Below are 19,105 nucleotides of genomic sequence, written 5' to 3' on the forward strand. Positions count from 1 at the left end.
GGGCGAAAGTTACCGCCCATTTGTACAAATAAAATGTCTCCAACAATTGGTTGAAGAATATGAACTCTCTAAATCTAACCACGCAAGCCGAGTTGTTTAATCAGTGTTAAATAACCCTGCAAATTCACAGCTTTGAAATACTTCAATAATTTTCGACGTAAAGCTACTTTCTTTAATAAGCCTTGTCGTGAATGGTTATCCTTCTTGTGCACTTGAAAATGGCCATTTAGCTGTTCGATTTCCCCAGATAATAACGCAATCTGAACCTCTGGGGATCCTGTATCACCCGGAGATCGTTGATATTTAGCCAATATTTCATTTCTAGCCAACATAAAACATTTTACCTCTTATAAATGAACCCGCTATTCTATGCACAATCCCCGCAACTGACAAGGAATATCTTCTCAGTTTACGCTTCCAATCATTAAATATCGATATCTGTCGTTATCGAGTTTCACTTCCAAATCATCAGCAAAATGCTTACTTTTACCTAATAGTGCCTTTATTTTTAACTCTTCAAAAGTTATTTAAAACATTCGATTTTCATATTAGTTTTTTAGGGTTAAAGTTTTTTTAAAGCTACAATTTCCTCTAAAATAACCAATCCCCCTTCCCGTGTGATTATATCTTACTAACAAAAATTTATAGCTAACGCATAATCACATCATTATTTAGTATAAGTGCTGGGTCATGTTAGAATATCTACCCGCCGCTGAGGGTTAATTTAGTCTCGTTTGTCAGCGTTGGAAATTATCAGCATGGACAGGTAAAATTACCGCTAATTAATAAGTGAAAATGATATGAAAACTACTAGTAGTATGAGCAAAATTCTTAAAGGATTAATGGCTGAATTAGGAATTAATGAATCGGAACTAGCACGACGCACTGGTGTAGGCCAACCAGTAGTACATCGAATTTGCTCAGGAGAAACTGATAATCCTAAAGTCGCTACTTTAAGCCCGATTGCCAATTTTTTTGCTATCTCTATTAGTCAGCTCATTGGAGATGAACCCTTATCCGCTGATCGCATTCCCGGTACTTTTAATCCTGACGCTCAAGGTTGGCGTCAAATACCGTTGCTCGCCTGGCCACAAGTGCTATATTGGCCTAATCTTCCTGAAAAATTAGCCCCTTTGCCGACCATTTCTACTGATATTAATATGAGCCAGCATGCTTATGCGGTTTCTGCTAGGGATACCACGATGGAACCCCGCTTTCCAGAAGGCACCATACTCCTTATAGACCCTGATCTAAAACCGAATAGTCTCGACTTTGCCATTGTTCACATAGAAGGACATGATTTACCTAATTTTAAACAAATTTTGATTGATGGAGGACATACTATTCTTAAACCTTTGAATACTGATTTTAAAACTTTGCTATTAGATAAACCTCATCGATTTCTAGGTGTAATGGTCCAATCAAGAATGGATTTTAAAAAGAAAAAATAAACTTCTTATAAAAAATCCATGGCTTAGTATTTTTCATTACCGATGGGAATAACTAAAAATAGGCTAATCATGTATCCTTTAAATCTGACATTTTACGTTAAAATGTTATGATTTAATCATAAAGAAATATAGATATGAATCAAAAAAAACGTAGGGCTATTTTTCAGTGTTTTCATGCTTATAATCCCCATCCAACAACAGAATTAATTTATTCTTCCCCTTTTGAACTATTAATTGCAGTGATTCTTTCTGCACAAGCAACCGATAAATCAGTTAATAAGGCAACCCAAATATTGTTTACTAAAGCAAACTCACCTAAAAAAATAGCCTCCTTGGGATTATCTGGTTTAAAAAAATATATAAAAACTATTGGTTTATATAATACTAAGGCAAAAAATATCATAAAAACCTGTAAAATTTTGCTGGAGGAATATCAAGGGAAAGTCCCTAATAACCGTGAAGCTCTGGAAAGTCTACCGGGTGTTGGACGTAAAACAGCTAATGTCATCCTTAATAGTGTTTTTCATCAACCCACTATTGCCGTCGATACGCATATTTTTCGAGTATGTAATAGGACTGGCCTTGCCCCAGGAAAAACACCATTGGCCGTTGAAAAAATGCTACTAAAAGTCGTTCCTAAAATTTATTTAAAAAACGCGCATCATTGGCTAGTGTTACATGGACGTTATATTTGTTTGGCCCGTAAACCCAAATGTCCTGAGTGTATCATTCAAGAGCTTTGTGAATACCCTCACAAAACCCTACTTAAATAATTAAAACGCTTAGATACTCTAATCAAATGGTCGAGCTCAAGAATTTATATTTAAAATTTCCTTTAAAATTTCCTCAACACCAAAATCACGTAAACTCTGCGCTGCTAAAAATCCAATTTTTTCTGCTTCAACTATAGATCCTTGTTTCTCAACTTTTATAAGTTTAGTCCCATCTAAATTTCCAACTAAAGCCTGTAGACTTAATTGACCATGACTCAGCATAATCGCATAAGCAGCTATAGGCACTTGGCAACTGCCTCCTAATTCTCGGCTTAAAGCTCGTTCAGCTAACACACAATAATAGGTATCCGAATGAGTCAATTTAGAAATATAGGTCAAGCTTTCACCATCATCTACCCGGCATTCGATCCCTAAAGCGCCTTGCCCTGGCGCAGGTAAAAAGCAACTGGTTTCTAAATACTCGCTGATACAATCGGTTTTTTTTAAACGAATAAGGCCCGCAGCAGCCAAAATTATTGCGTCGAATTCACCTGCTGCCAATTTATCGATACGAGTTCCTATATTTCCTCTTAATACACTCACTTGTAAATCGGGGCGCAAAGCCAATAATTGCGATTGACGACGTAAACTTGAAGTGCCCACACAAGACTCAGGTGACAACTGAATTAATGCTTGATCAGATCTCGAAATCAATACATCGCGAGGATCGTCACGCTTGCATATCGCACCTAATGTCAAACCTTCTTCTAAATCCATAGGCAGATCTTTCATAGAATGAACGGCTATATCTGCCTGGTAGTTAAGTAAAGCTCCTTCTAATTCCTTAACAAAAAGACCTTTACCACCTAATTTACTTAAAGAACTATTTTGTTGCCTATCTCCTTCTGTAAGCAAAGGAAGTAGAGTGATTGTTAAAAATGGAAAAAGTTTTTCTAATTGTTCTTTAATGGTATTGGCTTGCCAATAGGCTAAAGGACTTTTTCGAGTAGCTATACGTAGAATTTTTTTTTTATTCAAAACTCACCTCAACTTTTTAAAAATTTTGCAGTTGAGTTTTGATAAGCTGATCTTTTCTTTCCCATAATTCGTTCAGTTTTTTCTGGAAGTATATTCGGTATTGCCGATCATTTTCGTAATCACCTAACCAATCTTTAGTAATAGGTATTGTCTCTATATCAATAATTATTTTTTGTATGTTTCCTGATAAAAAATCTAGCAAGCTCATTTGCTGGGGTGGATAAATAATCGTGACATTAAGAATTTTATGAAAGAAATCACCCAAAATAGCAAGACTAAAAGCCATACCTGCTGCTTTTGGACGTAATAAATACTGGTAAGGAGAGGCTTGTAAATCGTGTTTTCCTTGCGAAAACCGCGTGCCTTCAACAAAATTTGCCACAGTAGTTGGTATAGTCTTAAATTTAGCACTTGCTTTTTTAGTTTCTTCAATATCCTTATTTTTAAGTTCTGGATGTTTGGCTAGTCTCGCTTTGCTATATCGATGCATAAATGGGAAATCTAATAACCAGCATGCCCAACTTGCTATTGGCAAAGTCCAAAGTAATTCCTTTTTAAGAAAAAACTTCAAAGGTGGAATTTTACCGCTAAAAATATACTGCAAAATAAGTATATCTGCCCAAGACTGATGGTTAGAAATGAGTAAATACCATTCTTTAAAATGTAACTGATCTAATCCTTTTATCTCCCATTTAATGGGGGTTATCCATTTTAAAAAAAAATAATTACTACGTAACCAAACCACATGTAAAGACTCCATTAATTTTTTGGTCAGTTGTCGCCATTTTTTTACAGGGATAATAAATCGTAATAAACCTACACTCGCTAATGGTATAAACCAGACAGTAAGAATAATGAGATATAAAGTCGCCGTGAGCCCTGCTCTTAAGAGCTTATGTAAATGTTTCATAAATGTTTCGCACGTTCCGATTAATTATAAGTGCGCATAAAAGAAAAGAGGTTTACAAATAAAAAGAAGGTAAAGAATAAATTTTTAAAAAAAGTAAATTAATACCTTTTTGAATTAATTTTACCTTATCTATCAAAAACTTAAATCTTATTAAATAATAAATTAGTACGATCGACTAAACTACGCCATATCCCACCCTTTGATAAATTTTCTAATGCAATGAGCGGCGCTGATGCAATAGGTTTATCATTTAATACGACATTGATTTGACCAATTATCTCTCCTTTTTTAATCGGTGCTTTTAAATGAGGAGAAAAAGTCATCGTCGTTGTAGGTTTTTTATTTGATCCTAGAGGAAGTGTTGCATAGAGCGCTTTTTCCAAACCCACTTTAATTTGAGGGCGTTGACCAAACCAAATTCTAATTGTAGCTAAACTTACCTCCGCATTATATAACTTACGTGATTCAAAAAAACGAAACCCATAAGTCAGTAATTTTTGACTATCTTGCGCGCGCATTTCATCCGAAGGCGCGCCCATAACGATAGTAATTAAACGCAAACCATTTTTTTGACCTGAAGCAGCCAAACAAAAACCTGCTTCATCGGTATGTCCCGTTTTAATGCCATCGACATCAGGATCACGCCATAATAAGCGATTGCGATTAGGTTGTTTAATCCCATTATAAGAAAACCATTTTTGTGAATACCATTTATAGTCTTCAGGGAAATCAAGAATTAATGCTCGGGCTAAAATTGACATATCACGTGCAGTGGAATAATGATTAGGATCCGGTAACCCATCGACATCAACAAAATGTGTATTTTTCATTCCCAGTCTTGCCGCTTGCTGATTCATTAAATTAACAAAAGCCTCCTGGCTTCCAGCGACATACTCTGCCATAGCGACGCAGGCATCATTACCCGAATCAACTATCATTCCTTGCATCAAATCTTGCACACTAACCTTATCACCGACCTTGACAAACATTTTAGAACCGCCTGTTTTCCAAGCTGCTTCACTAATAGTGACTAAATCAGTAGGATGTATTTGACCTTGCTGCAAAGCCATAGACACTACATACGATGTCATCATTTTGGTTAAGCTGGCCGGCGCCACCCGCTCATCAATATTTTCACTTGCTAGAATTTTACCGCTATAGGCATCCATCAATAGGTAAGCCTTAGCATTTACGCTAGGTGCTATCGGTGTCAATGTGGGTTGAGCCGCTGCGGGAGCTGTTATAGGGATCACGGGATCAGCTTTACATACTGAACCCAACAGCCCTGCCACTAAAAATAATAAAGTAAAACATAGTGAATATCGCTTAAACATGATGTAAACGCCTTATACAATTTAGAATTAATGCTGTTTCGGTTATATACTAATATTAGCTTTTAATATAAGTCCAGATAAAAAGAGTATGCAAGTCATTTTAATGGTTTAATAATATACTGCAAATACTTGATTATTTACAGGATAATACCGTTTATTACCCCCATACTTTACGAGTGTAATTTTCATTCTAAACTTTATTTTCATTCTAGTTTAAGATAAAGTACTTTTGGGTTTCCCATAAGGAAAAATTTATCCTCAATAAAAAATTTGCAGGAAAAAATATAAGGCCATGAGTAAACCCTATCTGAAAATATCAGAATCTGCTAATTCTTTTTTCCAAAATGCCGTACTCAGTACTATCTTTGTATTTAAATCAAACATTTACCAAATAGGTTCAATATTTGAAAAAACTCTTGCCCCAATTTTATTTCCACTTGTTATTGTACCTGATGCTATAGGCAGTTTGTTTGCAATATATCATTTCGTCCGCGCTAAAAATAAGAATTTAGGTAAAACCTTTGATTTAATTCATGCTCCAATTAAAGGCGTATTAGTTTTCACTGCCGTTTTTGCTGGGCTTAGTCTAATTTCTGTACAAAGTTTATTTCTGACAGCGGTTGGCTCCAGTGTCATTTACCATCTTGGCTTATCGATTTTTCATGTCTATCATTGGCTTAAATCAGAAAAAAATTCTCCCGCTAACGCATTGCATAGAAATCATGCTGCCAATAATTTTATTGCAACTACTATAGCGGGAATAGTCATTGCGGGTATTATTTTAACAATGGTAATAGCCCCCTACTTAACTGCTACTATTTTAGCAGTAGCAGGTATAACAATAACTAGCATGCTCATGCTAACGACTGCTTTTGCAATTTTTAGGAACTTTAAAAAGTCTCCGCTCTATCCAACCATCAACCCAATCCTAGCGGATGAAAACTCTGGAACGTTTGGCGATTCAGCTTCATTAACTTTCACCTTATCTGATGCAATAGTATCGTCTTCCCAACAAACACAAAATTCTAACTATTATCATCGCAAATTTCGTTCTGAAAAATCATTTAATAACCAACAGGAAAATAGAGTTTATCTTCTTGAAGAAATTGAAAATAAAATCCAAAGTCTTAATTATCAAATAAAAAGCTCTAAAACTAACTTTTTTAAATGTATTTGGTCAGAAAAATCAAAACGTACGATTAAACTAGGTTATCTTGAATCCCTCAAAAAAGAATTAGATGCGGATGATCATGGACTAAGAAAAAACCAACCTAATCCTTCAAATAAAGCCTTTCAATCCTTTTTCAAAGCGGTAGGAGATGTCGAAGATATTGGCCAAGCTATAGAACTTTTTTTTCAAAAATACTATCCAAGCTAATTTGTAAGTCTTTTGATTACAAATGGATCGAGCGCTTCCGTTCCACCTAAAAATAGCTATTTTTCCTGAAAAAATCATTAAAATCATAAAAAATAATGTTTTATATGCCATTTTAACGCCTACTTCCTTTACTTATGGACTTATATTAGGTATTTAATAAACCTAATATGATAAGAAAAATAAAATTGGCTATAGCTGGTTTCGCTATTTTAAACATCCTTTGTGCTTCTTCTGGATATGCAGAATATCCTCCCGTGGTTTACCAAATACAGGGCTTAAATCAAGACCTTATGAGCCCTGTTCAACGCCGGCTTGATCGAAGCTTACAAACTTTAACACAGCCTTCAACTGAAGATATCCAATCCTGGTATCGACAGTCTGTCTCAGACATCAAACAAACCTTGGAAGCCTATGGTTATTTCAAACCCTCTATTAAGCCTACATTTAAAAAAATTGATTCAAGCTGGGACGCTAGTTATCAAATTTCTGTCGGTCCTCCATTAAAAATCACCACTTTACAAGTTTCAGTCGAAGATGAAGAAGCAAAACAAGACCCAAAAATAACAAAATTAATTGATGATTTTCCACTGCATGTAGGTGATGTTTTTCGAAGTGAAGCCTATGAAAATGCCAAACAAAAATTACTCGCTAAGTTTATTGCCAAAGGCTATCTTTCTGCCTATTTTTCTAAACATACTATTTTAATTAATCGACAAGCTTATACAGCTAAACTCATTCTGACTTTAAATACGGGAACACGTTACTATTTCGGCCCTATCACTTTCCAACAATCCATACTTAACAATAGTTTATTAGAGCGTTACATTCCTTTTAAGCGGGGCACCCCTTATTCTTCAATCCAACTTTTAAAACTACAAGATAATTTAAACAAAAGCGGATATTTTCAAAACGTATCGATTCGTGATTCTCAGATAAGCAAACTAAATAAAAATTTGCCCGTTACTTTTATATTGACGCCACGTCCATCCCAACAATATACAGCAGGAATAGGCTATGGAACAGATGTGGGTATGCGTGGAACCTTAGGCTGGGAATCTCGTTACCTAAACAGGGAAGGCCACCGCTTAAGTATTTTTAGCCAATTATCTAAAATACAAAAGAGCTTGCAAACAACTTATACCATTCCTGGGAAACATCCCAATACTGATAATTATAATATTAATTTTGCTATCGTCAGAAAAAAACTAACTCAAGTAACGACTACCACGCAACAATTAGGAATAGGTAGCATGAATAAATGGAAAGGCTGGCAACGTAATTTATTTTTAAATTATCAAATTGAACGTTTTCATTATATTAATCGGCCAATGACTAACTCGCGTCTATTAACTCCAGGTATAAATTTATCCTACAGTAAATTTGATAATCCGCTTTTTGTACGGCATGGCTATCAGTTAAATTTTAGATTACAAGGTGCCGATCAAAATTTATTATCCAATACAAGCTTTTTACAAACAGAATTACAAGGAAAATACATATTAAGCTGGAATGATAACAGTCGATTCCTGTTTCGTAGTGACATCGGCTATACAGTAGCCTCTAATTTAGCCAACTTTCCTCCCTCGTTGCTTTTTTATGCGGGAGGAAGCCAAAGTGTTCGTGGTTATGCCTATGAATCCCTTGGCCCCGGACTTTATTTAATGACCGGTAGTGTGGAATATCAACACCGACTTATCAATAATTTTTATGGTGCTATTTTCTTTGATGCTGGGAATGCCGTTAATAATTTCCCCGTGCACTTGCAAAAAGGGTCAGGTCTTGGCTTAGTTTGGGCATCCCCCTTAGGACCTATGGAAGCTACGGTAGGTAAAGCCTTGGATCTTCCTGGGCACCCCATAAGATTTCAATTTACGATGGGGTTTGATTTCTTATGATAAACAGCAAGAAATTATCTTGGGTTAAATGGTTGCTTAGAAGTTTATTAATCAGTGTTTTTTTATTAAGTAGCTATATCGTTCTAAACACAGAAAGAGGCTTAGAAACAGTCATATTAGTCGGAAAACAATTCTTGCCAGGTCAGCTAAAAATAAATGTTATACATGGCCGGCTGTTAGGTCCCATTCAGCTGAAAGAATTAAATTATCAAAATAGTAAAATTAACCTGTCTATTTCTGAGATAAAGTGGGAGAGTCATTGGCGCAATTTATTACAAGGAAAATTAAATTTAGGGCCAATCTTTATTGATAAATTAAATCTTTTTATAAAGCAGAAATCTAGTCAAAAAAAATCAAAAACTTATCAAAAAAAAACCTTTCAAATTCCAAAAATTTTTCATTTTTTAAACTTTGATTCTGTTGTTATTCATCAAATGAATATTCAAGCCGACAACATACGCTTAGAATTAAAAGGCTCCATTCAATCGCAATGGCACATTAATTGGCAGTTAACTATTAAGAAACCAACAAGCTCTATTCCCAATTTACATGGTAAAGTAGTTTTGCAAGGGTCAATAATCGGAATATTTCAGCAACCTAAATTTAACCTAGTTCTTGAAAAAACAAATCTGAAGTGGAAAGAATGTCAATTCAAACAAATTCAAGCCGCATTAAATATAGATACTAAAAGCAACAAATGGTTTTTTAATTTAGCGACTACTCAGTTCAATAATAAAACTTTTAAGCTTGCACCAGTACGATTAAAATTATCTGGATCTTTATCACCATTCTCTCTACAAGGAAATTTATCTGAATTTAAATTGAACAGATTAGTTCAAGACGGGCAACTTACCAAGATAATAATCCCTAATACACAAATTAACAGTTATCTATCAAAATATGGATTAGAAACATCGCTCCAAACCTTTAAAGGAAATAGAAATCAATTATTTGCTTACTTATTACTATCCAATTATCAAGCACACTCATGGTTAAAATCGAAACAACCCATACACGCTAGCATTGATTTAAACTTCAAAGATTTAAATTTTCTGACACAATTATTTCCTAAGCTTAAAAATAATAAAGGGAGCTTTAATGCCCAATTAAAAATTTCAGGCTTATTGAATAAGCCTCTATTTAAGCTAACCGTTAATTTACAACAAGCTAGTACTTATATTCCTGTTTTAGGCCTTAATTTAAAAAACATAACATATCAGCTGCATACCAATAAAAATATTTTGCTCGGCAGTGGCCAAATTGACTCCGGAAAAGGATCCTTAAAATTTCATACTTCAACAAATTTATTAAAACATAATTTATCAACATTAATAGATATCCAAGGAAAAGATATCACTATTATTAGTAATCCAGAATATCAAATTACTGCTTCTCCAAAATTAAAAATTAAAGCAAATACTCAACAAATTGAAACTGATGGTTATATTGCATTTCCAAAAGCTAGAATGAAAATTAACCCTAAAAATAATAATTTAATTGAATTATCTAACGATATAGAGTTTGTAGGAAAAAAGAAACAAGCTTTAATTTTACCATTTTCTTTAAAAAGTAAAATTAAAATAGAAGCAGGTAAAGATATTCTGTTGCAATATCAAGGGCTTAACACTAAATTAAAAGGTTCACTTACGATAATACAAGATTCGGATCATCCTGTATTAGCAACAGGGCAACTAAAACTTTTTTCCGGAGAATATAGTTATTATGGTCAAAGCTTAAAATTAAAACCTAGTTCTTCATTAAATTTTGCTAATACTCCCATTAATAATCCTACCATTAACATTACGGCTAGTCGAAATATTTTAATCTTGCCTGTACTATCTACTCCTGATATCTCTAATGAAGTTAAATCTAAACTTGGCTCTAACAATTTTATTCAATCCGGACTATTTTCTTCTCAATCTATGCCTATATCAGTAAATATAGGGCTTTATGTGAGAGGAACATTACAAAACCCTTATATTATTTTATTTTCGAATCCTTCTAATATCATTAAATCTCAATTAGATATGCTTTCTTATTTAATTACCGGCCAGCCCAGTAATCAGTTAAGTGCAGCAAGTACACAATTATTATTAAACGCTGCTAGCAATTTAGGAAGTGAAAAAAATAATATTGGTCAACTTATTAGTAAAGTTCAACAGAAAATGGGTTTAGATCAATTGACTATTGGAAGCAAACCGATTTTTGATCCGACTACAAATAGATTACAACAAAATACTTCGTTAATAGTTGGAAAAAATCTTTCGCCAAAACTTAATATCTCTTATAGTCTAGGTTTGCTGGATCAGATCAGTATTTTAGAAATAAACTACCTTTTAAATAAAAATTTTTCCTTACAAACCACCAGTAGCAACTTTGCTAATGGCTTAGACTTATTCTATAAATTGGAAAAAAATTAATGATTAAATAGGTTCTATTGATTACATGAAAAGTATATTAACTTTTCAATAATAATTTGTATTCCATTAATCTGCTTGAACTGGCTTAACTGATTTTTTAACTGATCCAAATTTTCATAGCTTTCAGACAAAGTCTTGAATAGTTTCTCGTCTGAAAATTCTTCGCCGTAGATAACCTTACTTAGACCTAGGTAAGCAAAATATTTTGCATTATCAATTTGATCTCCTCGGCTCGCTTTTTTTGATAAAGGTAACAAAATATGTGGCTTGTTTAAGGCTAATAACTCATAAATAGAAGTTGCACCTGCTCGACTAATCACTAAATCTGCAGTTGCTAGAACATCAGCAAATTCATCTTGTAGATATTCGAACTGTTTATAATTTTTTATTCCTTCAAACGCAGGATTGGACTTATTTTTACCGCAAATATGAATGACTTGGAATTTTTTCGTTAGCGGTTCTATTAGACGATGGATAGATTCGTTCACAATAGTCGAACCTAAACCACCCGCCATAATTAATAACACCGGTTTCTGTTGATCGGTAAAACCACAAAACTTTAAACCCTTTTCAGGATTTCCATGTTTCAGAAAATCTCGAATAGGCATGCCTGTCAATAATACTTTACTTTTATTCTTAAAATACTTAGCAGTTTCAGGAAATGTAATACAAATCAATTTTGCAAAAGGAAAGCTAAGACGATTAGCTAAACCAGGGGTTAAATCAGATTCGTGAATCACAACTGGAATTCCATTTAATTTAGCTGAGATAACGATAGGCAAAGCAACAAAACCACCTTTGGAAAAAATAACATTGGGTTTAATTTTTCGGCAAATTAGGAAGCTTTGTATAACACCTACCACTAGCTGAAAAGGAGTTAATAAGTTTTTCCATGTCCAATATCGATGCAACTTACCTACCGTAATAGCATAGTAAGGAATGTTTAAGGATTTAATAAGTGAGTGCTCTATGCCTTTTTTAGAACCCACATAAAAAATATCTATATCCTTATTTCTTAACGCGGATATTAACGGTAAACTGGGTGTAACATGCCCTGATGAGCCGCCACCAGTAAAAATAATTTTAATTTTTTTTGTCATACACGAGCTTAAACCGCTGGATTGGAATTTAGCTCTAATTTACCTTCTAGGTGCACATCATGAGAGGCTTCTGGGGGTAAAATACCTTCGCCAGCAAAGCGCTCCCATAAGCTAAATAAAAACTGCGAACGAACACCCGAGCGTGAGCTAATATGATTAAGATCAACATAATATTCAACTTTAAATTCTAACAAAATTTTATCAATCTCTTTAAAATAAACCTCTGGCTTAGGATTTGTTAAAATTTTTGGTATCGTTGCCAACACTTCTAAAATAATATCTTTTATTCGTTGTGGATTATCCTTTCGATTGGTTTTTATAGTAACTAAAGCACGTACTACGCTATCACGATGTGTCCAATTAATAAAATTTTTACTGAAAATATCCGCATTAGGAACTAATAATTCTTGACGATCATCGGTTGTTACAGTAATCGAACGAGCTCCAATATGTGAAACTTGTCCATCATAGTTACCCACTGTCACCCAATCTCCCACCTTAACAGGCCTTTCAAGTAGTAAAAAAATTCCGGTAAAGAAATTATTAAATAAGTCCCTTAACCCTAATCCCACACCCAAGGAAAAAAGACCTAAAATTACAGAAATATTCCCCCAATTTAAACCTAAAATATTTAATCCAATCGTAATTCCAATAGCAATGAGCGTGTAGTGGGTGAAAATTGCCAAACTATTGCGTAAACCCAAATCCTTGGTATGTGAAAACAGCCAACGATAAGCAAACTCTCGAGACCAATGAGCTATCCAAATTAAAATCACCACTAATATAGCTAACTGTACTATCGTTAAGCCTGTTACCGTTGCGGTACTAGCTATTACAAATAATTTCATAGAGAGTAATTTTGCAAGGCTAGTATTCAACAACGGAACGCGATCGCCCCAGCCGTAAAGTTCAAATAAGCCCATTATTGATAAAATCAATAATGATAATTTTAAAATTTGATGGAATGGTTTTAATAAGGATTGGCTCCATAACCAACCATTTCTGAAATGGCGAATACATTGTTCAGAAGCCCAACGAACTAACTCATCTAAAAGACCTCTAAGCAATAAATAAGCTGTCAAAGCCACTAAAAATAAACCTTGGTAATGTGCAATAGCCCAAGCCAGTTCCACATAGCCTACTAATCCTATTAAGGCATTGGTTAATAAACTGAATGGGATTAAAAAGCTTAGCCAGCGAATAACCCTTTTTAAATAAGCATGTTTGTTTTCTATGTAAGGTTCTAGCAAGGTGGGAACAACTTCCCAACTTTTCATCAATACTAAAGCCACGATAAGCAAAAACAACATAAATAAACGACCAAATAAATCTTGAACTTCATAATTGACAGGTAGTTGGTTAACCAAAATAGTCGCTAACGTCACTATGCCACCGATCAATAAGGTTGTTCGCAAGCGATAATAAAGTTTGACATCATGACCGCTTTCATCCGTAGTATTTTCAAGTAATAAAATATGAGCGAGCTGAATAACTATACTAAATATCAAACAAACAACACTCATACTAATAATCAAAGAAAATAATTTGATAGGTATATTTAATAAAAACAATAGTCCAATTAATCCTGCTAATAACATAATTCCAGATAAATGACGCTGCAGCAATTGCAACACCACTATCACTGTTTGTGCTGAAAAAAAACCTCGGCTGCGTTGCTGTAAACGCACTCTATCCACAGCTAAAAATCGTCTTAGTTTTAACCAAGTAGCAAACCATATCAGCATACCAAAAAAAACAATTAACCATTGCCAGCTGGATACTAACTCCAACTTGTTAAAAACAGGTTCATAAAGCCCTGCTAATTTATCTATAGTCAGTGTAGGAATTTGAATAATGGTTTCTCCCAAACCAATCCAAGCATTCAAATTCCAGCCTGGCAAAGCTTGTCTATTGGCAAGTTGAAGTTTTAATTGTTTTGCTATAAGAATTTGTTGAGCATCCGCTTCTTTGGCCAATTGTTGCATTTTTATAAACAAATTTTGATAGCCGATCATAATTTCTTTTAATGGAGCTATTTTTAGCTGAGCATGTGCAAAATTAGGCACTCCTTCTTGCAGATCTTTATTGATTAAGATCAAATAATTTTTTAAAAATTTGATTTTAATGTGAAATAAGTCAATTGAAGTATTGATTTGCTCACTTAGATTTTCAATTTGATGCTGCAAATTACTAAGCGTACTTAATGATAATTTTTGATTAAATGCGGAAGCTAGATCTTGTAATTTATTAGATATTTTTTCCGTATTTAGTTCAGTCTCGAGTAAATTATTTTTTTCTTCTGCTTCAAATATATTAAACTCTATTTGATCGTAAGAATAATTATTGATAAACCCTGTTACTTCGGCTTTTTTTAATTCTTCATTCCATTGATTTAGACGTTGCATCCATTTTTGTTGATCTTGTTGTAAACGCACAGCTAACACATCTAGAGATTCTTGCCGATGAGCTTGTTGCTGTAATTGATAGTTTCTCTGTAAATTTTGTCGCCATTCTTCAGCAAAATTAATAGTTTGTTGTACCGTATCACGCGAACGTTGCAAAACCTTAATACGCTTTTGCTGTAAATTGAATAAATTTCTTCGTTCTTGTAAAATTTGTTGTAATTGTGTCTGTTGTTGCTGAACTTCTTGGGAAATAGATAAACCCGGAGGTATTGAAACTTCCCATTGCTCAGGTGCATTTCGAATAGAGTCTTGAATTAAATCGGTGGATTGTTGGGTTGTTTTTAGACTTAAGCTGATACTTTCCAGATCAGCCTTTGCCATAGCAATCATTAAATCAAGATGCTCAAGGGATTGTTTGCTAATGATGGGCGATGCTATTTTTTGCTCATTACGCCACCCCTGAAATTTCTTTTTCAGTAAATCACTACGTGTCTGCTCAGCAACTAATTGTTGTTGAGTTAAACTCACTAAAGGAGATTCATTAACCTCAGCATAAGCTGGAGAATAAAAACCTCCCAATAAAATAAATAATAAAACAAATAGTTTGTACAAACTATGCCTCAGGGTAAAGGTAAAGGTTGCTTTCCGTTTATAACGTCTATATTGGAGGAAGAACGCCATTTCATCCATACATATACAGGGGCACTACTCAATAATAACAATGTCCCATAAAATACAGTTTCTTTACCGGAACCTATGATAACCCAAAAGGAATAGATTCCAGCTAAAACTGCAATAATCACTGAACTAAATAATTTTCTACCTTTTTTAAAAAGCCCAGGATATTTTAAAAAAATAACTAACTCAGACATCGTAGTTAAAAAATAAGGAATCAGCGAGGCTAAAGTTGCTAATAAGATAATAATTGTAAATTGTTTAACCAAACTGTGATTTAGAGTCATCAATAATAGTAAGCTAATTAAAACACTAGAAATTATTAAACCAACAACTGGCGTTCCATTTTCTGATTTTTTTAAAAAAATACTAGGAAAAAGCTTATCTTGTGCTGCAGCTAATGGAATTTGACCTTGAAGTAAAATCCAACCATTTAAAGCCCCTATACAAGAAATAACTGCCCCAATAGCAACTACAGTGCTCCCTATAGGTCCAAATATCACTCTTGCTGCATCAGCATAAGGAGCATTAGAATGCGCAAGTTCCGTTAACGGCATAACCCCCATCACTGTAATACTACTCAATATATAAACAACTGTCGCTATAATGACTCCCAAAATAGTCGCTTTAGGAATAGTATTATTAGGATTATCTACATGGTCCGCAGGTACGGAAGCTGATTCTAAACCAATAAAAGACCATAAAGTTAAAGTCGCTGCCCCACTAAATGCACTTAAGTTAGATTTACCCGATAAATTGAATGCGCTCAAAAAATGAGGATGAATATAAAAAATACCAACAAATGCAATAAGTAATAATGGGATCAATTTTAAAATAGTTGTCAATAACTGAAAAATACCCGCATGCCGAACACCTAGAATATTGATAAATGTCATTAACCAAACCAAACTAATACTAACCAAACAAGACCATAGCGCATTTTTAGCTAATAGTGGCCAAAAAAAGCTTAAATACCCTGTTAAAGCAACGACTATAGCCGCATTGCCTACCCAAAGTGCAATCCAGTAATTATAAGCCATTTGAAATCCAACAAAATCACCAAATGCTTCTCGACAATAAGCGTAAGGCCCTCCTATGAGTGGCATCACATTAGCTAGCTTAGCAAAGACTAATGCTATTAACAAAGCGCCCGCCGCTGTAGCAATCCAAGAGAGCAAACTAATACTTCCGTAAGCGGCTAAGGAGGCTGGTAATAAGAAAATCCCTGAACCTATCATATTACCTGTAACTAGCGCAGTTAACATCCACAGCCCTAATTTTTGTTGCTTCATCTTTTTGGACATTTTGAATCTAACCTCTGAGTTTTGCGCAGAATAAAACGCTGTGCCATTATACCCATCTCATATCTTAATGCGAAAAGTTTTATGTCAAAAATTCCTGGCCTTTATGTCGTTGCTACACCGATAGGCAATCTAGAAGACTGTAGCACGAGAGCAATAGAAATTTTACAAACTGTTGATCAAATTGCTGCCGAAGATACTCGCCATAGTCAAAAATTACTTAAGTATTTTGGCATTACTACACCGTTAATTTCATTACATGAACATAACGAAACGATTTCCAGCAAAATTCTTTTAAATTGCCTAAAAAAAAATCGATCCATTGCCTTAATTAGTGATGCGGGAACTCCTCTGATTAATGATCCGGGTTATCGTTTAGTTAAATTAGCCCACCAACATGGAATTCCCGTTATTCCTATCCCTGGTCCTTGTGCTTTAATCACTGCTTTATGTGCTTCGGGTTTACCGTGTGATAGATTTATTTTTGAAGGGTTCCTACCTGGAAAAAATAGTGCCAGACTAAAAAAGTTACAGGAATTCTTGTATGAAACACGGACAATTATTTTTTATGAAGCGCCACATCGTATTTTAGAGTTGATAGATGATATGCTTGCTGTATTTGGACCCAAACGTTACGTTGTATTGGCTAGAGAGCTAACAAAAGCTTTTGAAACTATTCATGGGGATAATTTAGAAAAATTGAACATTTGGCTAAACTCAGATAAAAATCAACAAAAAGGAGAATTCGTCATCCTAGTCGAAGGAGCCGAATATCTAAGCCCCTATGAAATAGATAGGCAGCGAATTTTAGGAATTTTATTAGCTGAATTGCCGATTAAACAAGCTACATCACTTGCTGCTAAAATAACTCACGCGAAAAAAAATAAATTATACGCATTGGCGTTGGCTATAACGGATAAATCACATGAATGATAATATTTTTGCAACCTTTCAACGAGGAAGTACTGAAATACTTGTTGCTGATGAATTAAAACATAAATTAAAAGAAAATAGGCCTTTACGCATCAAAGCAGGCTTTGACCCAACAGCTCCTGATCTACATCTAGGTCATACTGTACTTATCAACAAACTTCGCCAATTACAAGATTTAGGTCATGAAATTGATATTATCATAGGTGATTTTACTGCACTTATTGGTGATCCATCTGGTAAAAATGTGACTCGCCCTCCTTTAAGCCTCAATGAAGTTGCCGCCAATACCAAAACTTATCAACAACAATTTGATAAAATATTAGATCCTAAAAAAACTAACTTACAATTTAATTCGGCATGGTTAGGAAGATTATCAGTTACTGACCTGATTAAATTAGCCTCCTCCTACACGGTTGCCAGAATGCTAGAAAGAGATGATTTTCATCAGCGTTATCGCCAACATCAATCTATTGCAATCCATGAGTTTTTATATCCTTTACTTCAGGGTTATGATTCTGTCGCATTAAAAACTGATATGGAATGTGGTGGTAATGATCAAAAATTTAATTTATTGCTAGGAAGAGAATTACAAAAACATTTTAAGCAAACCCCACAAGTAATTTTAACCATGCCTTTGTTAGAGGGTTTAGATGGGGTACAAAAAATGTCTAAATCACTAAATAATTATATTGCTATCGATGAGCCGGCAAACGATATGTTTGGAAAAATTATGTCGATTTCTGACGAGTTGATGTGGCGCTATTTTGAGCTACTTTCATTCAAAAAATCTTTATATGACATTAAATCGATGCAGCAAGATACTACAGAGGGCATAGCCAACCCACGTGATTTTAAAATTGAGTTGGCCTTAGAAATTATTGAGCGTTTTCATACTAAAGCGGATGCTGAAAAAGCATTACAGGAATTTCAACATCGGTTTAGAGATGGCGCCATCCCCTCAGAAATTAAAAAACTGAGTATAAGCATCCCTGGTGAGAATTTATCGATTGCCAACTTATTAAAGCAGGCAGGTTTAGTAACTAGTACCTCAGAAGCATTGCGTTCAATTGATGCAGGGGCAGTTAAAATTGATTCACTAAAAATTGAAGATAAGAAACTGTTAATTAAACCCGGTACAACTCATATTTATCAAGTTGGAAAAAGACGCTTTGCTAAAGTCACTATTAATAAAAAAAACTAGCCTCGACTTGCGCCAGCGGATTCTAGGCGCTGTAGGTAGCGCTTCCAATATTCATCATGATGCTTAGATAATTCATAGAGTGTTTCCCAACTATAGATTCCTGACTGATGATTATCATCAAAAAATAATCTGATAGCATAATGACCAACTGATTCTATTTTAATGATATTCACATTTTTTTTGCCGCTAACTAATTTTCCTTCGCTATGGCCATGTCCTTTAACTTCCGCAGAAGGAGAAAAAACTCTTAAATATTCGCAGGATAAACAAAACTTTTCTTCATTATCAAACAGAATTTCCAATATTCGTGTTTTCTGTAGAAGTTTTATCTCACTAGGAGTAGGAACCATG

At 34.3% G+C, this 19,105-nt stretch carries 15 protein-coding genes; 7 read left to right on the forward strand and 8 right to left on the reverse strand.

The window, feature by feature from the left end; translation table 11 throughout:
* Positions 1-74: 74 nt before the first annotated feature.
* Positions 75-332, reverse strand: coding sequence for a 30S ribosomal protein S15 (gene rpsO, locus ACICP9_RS06255; protein WP_395497637.1), 258 nt, complete (start codon positions 330-332; stop codon positions 75-77).
* Positions 333-800: 468 nt separating this feature from the next.
* Between rpsO and ACICP9_RS06260 the strand changes: the two genes are divergently transcribed.
* Together ACICP9_RS06260 and nth are read left to right on the forward strand one after the other, a co-directional pair.
* Entirely contained in the window at positions 801-1,451 is a 651-nt protein-coding gene (locus tag ACICP9_RS06260) for a S24 family peptidase (RefSeq protein ID WP_395497639.1), read from the forward strand.
* 134 nt (positions 1,452-1,585) lie between these two features.
* On the forward strand, positions 1,586-2,224 hold the full coding sequence (gene nth / locus ACICP9_RS06265) for an endonuclease III (RefSeq protein WP_395497641.1): 639 nt from the start codon (positions 1,586-1,588) through the stop codon (positions 2,222-2,224).
* Positions 2,225-2,260: 36 nt separating this feature from the next.
* Here the strand turns inward: nth and hemC are convergent, their stop codons facing one another.
* The 3 genes from hemC to ACICP9_RS06280 all read right to left on the reverse strand — a co-directional run bounded on the left by hemC (position 2,261) and on the right by ACICP9_RS06280 (position 5,446).
* Positions 2,261-3,202 carry a hydroxymethylbilane synthase gene (gene hemC, locus ACICP9_RS06270; RefSeq protein ID WP_395497643.1) on the reverse strand — a complete coding sequence of 314 codons (942 nt, stop codon included), beginning with the start codon at positions 3,200-3,202 and terminating at the stop codon, positions 2,261-2,263.
* Between the two features lie 16 nt (positions 3,203-3,218).
* Positions 3,219-4,112, reverse strand: a complete 894-nt coding sequence (locus tag ACICP9_RS06275; protein ID WP_395497645.1) for an acyltransferase — start codon at positions 4,110-4,112, stop codon at positions 3,219-3,221.
* Between the two features lie 140 nt (positions 4,113-4,252).
* Positions 4,253-5,446, reverse strand: a complete 1,194-nt coding sequence (locus ACICP9_RS06280) for a D-alanyl-D-alanine carboxypeptidase family protein (protein WP_395497647.1) — start codon at positions 5,444-5,446, stop codon at positions 4,253-4,255.
* A gap of 292 nt (positions 5,447-5,738) precedes the next feature.
* Here ACICP9_RS06280 and ACICP9_RS06285 point away from each other — a divergent pair, with 292 nt between their 5' ends.
* The 3 genes from ACICP9_RS06285 to ACICP9_RS06295 all read left to right on the forward strand — a co-directional run bounded on the left by ACICP9_RS06285 (position 5,739) and on the right by ACICP9_RS06295 (position 11,139).
* Complete coding sequence (locus ACICP9_RS06285) at positions 5,739-6,824, forward strand: hypothetical protein (RefSeq protein WP_395497649.1); 1,086 nt, start codon at positions 5,739-5,741, stop codon at positions 6,822-6,824.
* 167 nt (positions 6,825-6,991) lie between these two features.
* Positions 6,992-8,719, forward strand: a complete 1,728-nt coding sequence (locus ACICP9_RS06290) for an autotransporter assembly complex family protein (RefSeq protein ID WP_395497651.1) — start codon at positions 6,992-6,994, stop codon at positions 8,717-8,719.
* Positions 8,716-11,139 carry a translocation/assembly module TamB domain-containing protein gene (locus ACICP9_RS06295; RefSeq protein WP_395497653.1) on the forward strand — a complete coding sequence of 808 codons (2,424 nt, stop codon included), beginning with the start codon at positions 8,716-8,718 and terminating at the stop codon, positions 11,137-11,139. The genes ACICP9_RS06290 and ACICP9_RS06295 overlap by 4 nt, the downstream gene beginning before the upstream one ends.
* Before the next feature lie 14 nt (positions 11,140-11,153).
* Here ACICP9_RS06295 and ACICP9_RS06300 read toward each other — a convergent pair whose 3' ends face one another.
* The 3 genes from ACICP9_RS06300 to ACICP9_RS06310 are packed head-to-tail and all read right to left on the reverse strand — an operon-like array spanning position 11,154 to position 16,623.
* The gene (locus ACICP9_RS06300) at positions 11,154-12,239 is read right to left on the reverse strand and encodes an undecaprenyldiphospho-muramoylpentapeptide beta-N-acetylglucosaminyltransferase (protein WP_395497655.1); all 1,086 of its coding nucleotides are present in this window, start codon (positions 12,237-12,239) and stop codon (positions 11,154-11,156) included.
* 8 nt (positions 12,240-12,247) lie between these two features.
* Positions 12,248-15,256 (reverse strand): mechanosensitive ion channel domain-containing protein, encoded by a 3,009-nt coding sequence (locus ACICP9_RS06305; RefSeq protein WP_395497657.1) that lies wholly within the window; start codon positions 15,254-15,256, stop codon positions 12,248-12,250.
* Positions 15,257-15,264: 8 nt separating this feature from the next.
* Positions 15,265-16,623: an amino acid permease gene (locus ACICP9_RS06310; RefSeq protein WP_395497659.1), complete on the reverse strand. Its 1,359-nt coding sequence runs from the start codon at positions 16,621-16,623 to the stop codon at positions 15,265-15,267.
* Between the two features lie 81 nt (positions 16,624-16,704).
* On the opposite strand from ACICP9_RS06310, the gene rsmI reads away from it, so the two are divergent.
* Together rsmI and tyrS are read left to right on the forward strand one after the other, a co-directional pair.
* Positions 16,705-17,553, forward strand: coding sequence for a 16S rRNA (cytidine(1402)-2'-O)-methyltransferase (rsmI, locus tag ACICP9_RS06315; RefSeq protein ID WP_395497661.1), 849 nt, complete (start codon positions 16,705-16,707; stop codon positions 17,551-17,553).
* Positions 17,546-18,754 carry a tyrosine--tRNA ligase gene (tyrS, locus tag ACICP9_RS06320; protein WP_395497663.1) on the forward strand — a complete coding sequence of 403 codons (1,209 nt, stop codon included), beginning with the start codon at positions 17,546-17,548 and terminating at the stop codon, positions 18,752-18,754. The genes rsmI and tyrS overlap by 8 nt, the downstream gene beginning before the upstream one ends.
* Here the strand turns inward: tyrS and ACICP9_RS06325 are convergent.
* Positions 18,751-19,104 (reverse strand): gamma-butyrobetaine hydroxylase-like domain-containing protein, encoded by a 354-nt coding sequence (locus ACICP9_RS06325; RefSeq protein ID WP_071662831.1) that lies wholly within the window; start codon positions 19,102-19,104, stop codon positions 18,751-18,753. The two genes, tyrS and ACICP9_RS06325, sit on opposite strands and share 4 nt — an antisense overlap.
* Between the last annotated feature and the right edge of the window lies 1 nt (position 19,105).

Source organism: Rickettsiella endosymbiont of Litargus connexus, from assembly GCF_964277335.1.
Taxonomy (GTDB): Bacteria; Pseudomonadota; Gammaproteobacteria; order Diplorickettsiales; family Diplorickettsiaceae; genus Aquirickettsiella; species Aquirickettsiella isopodorum.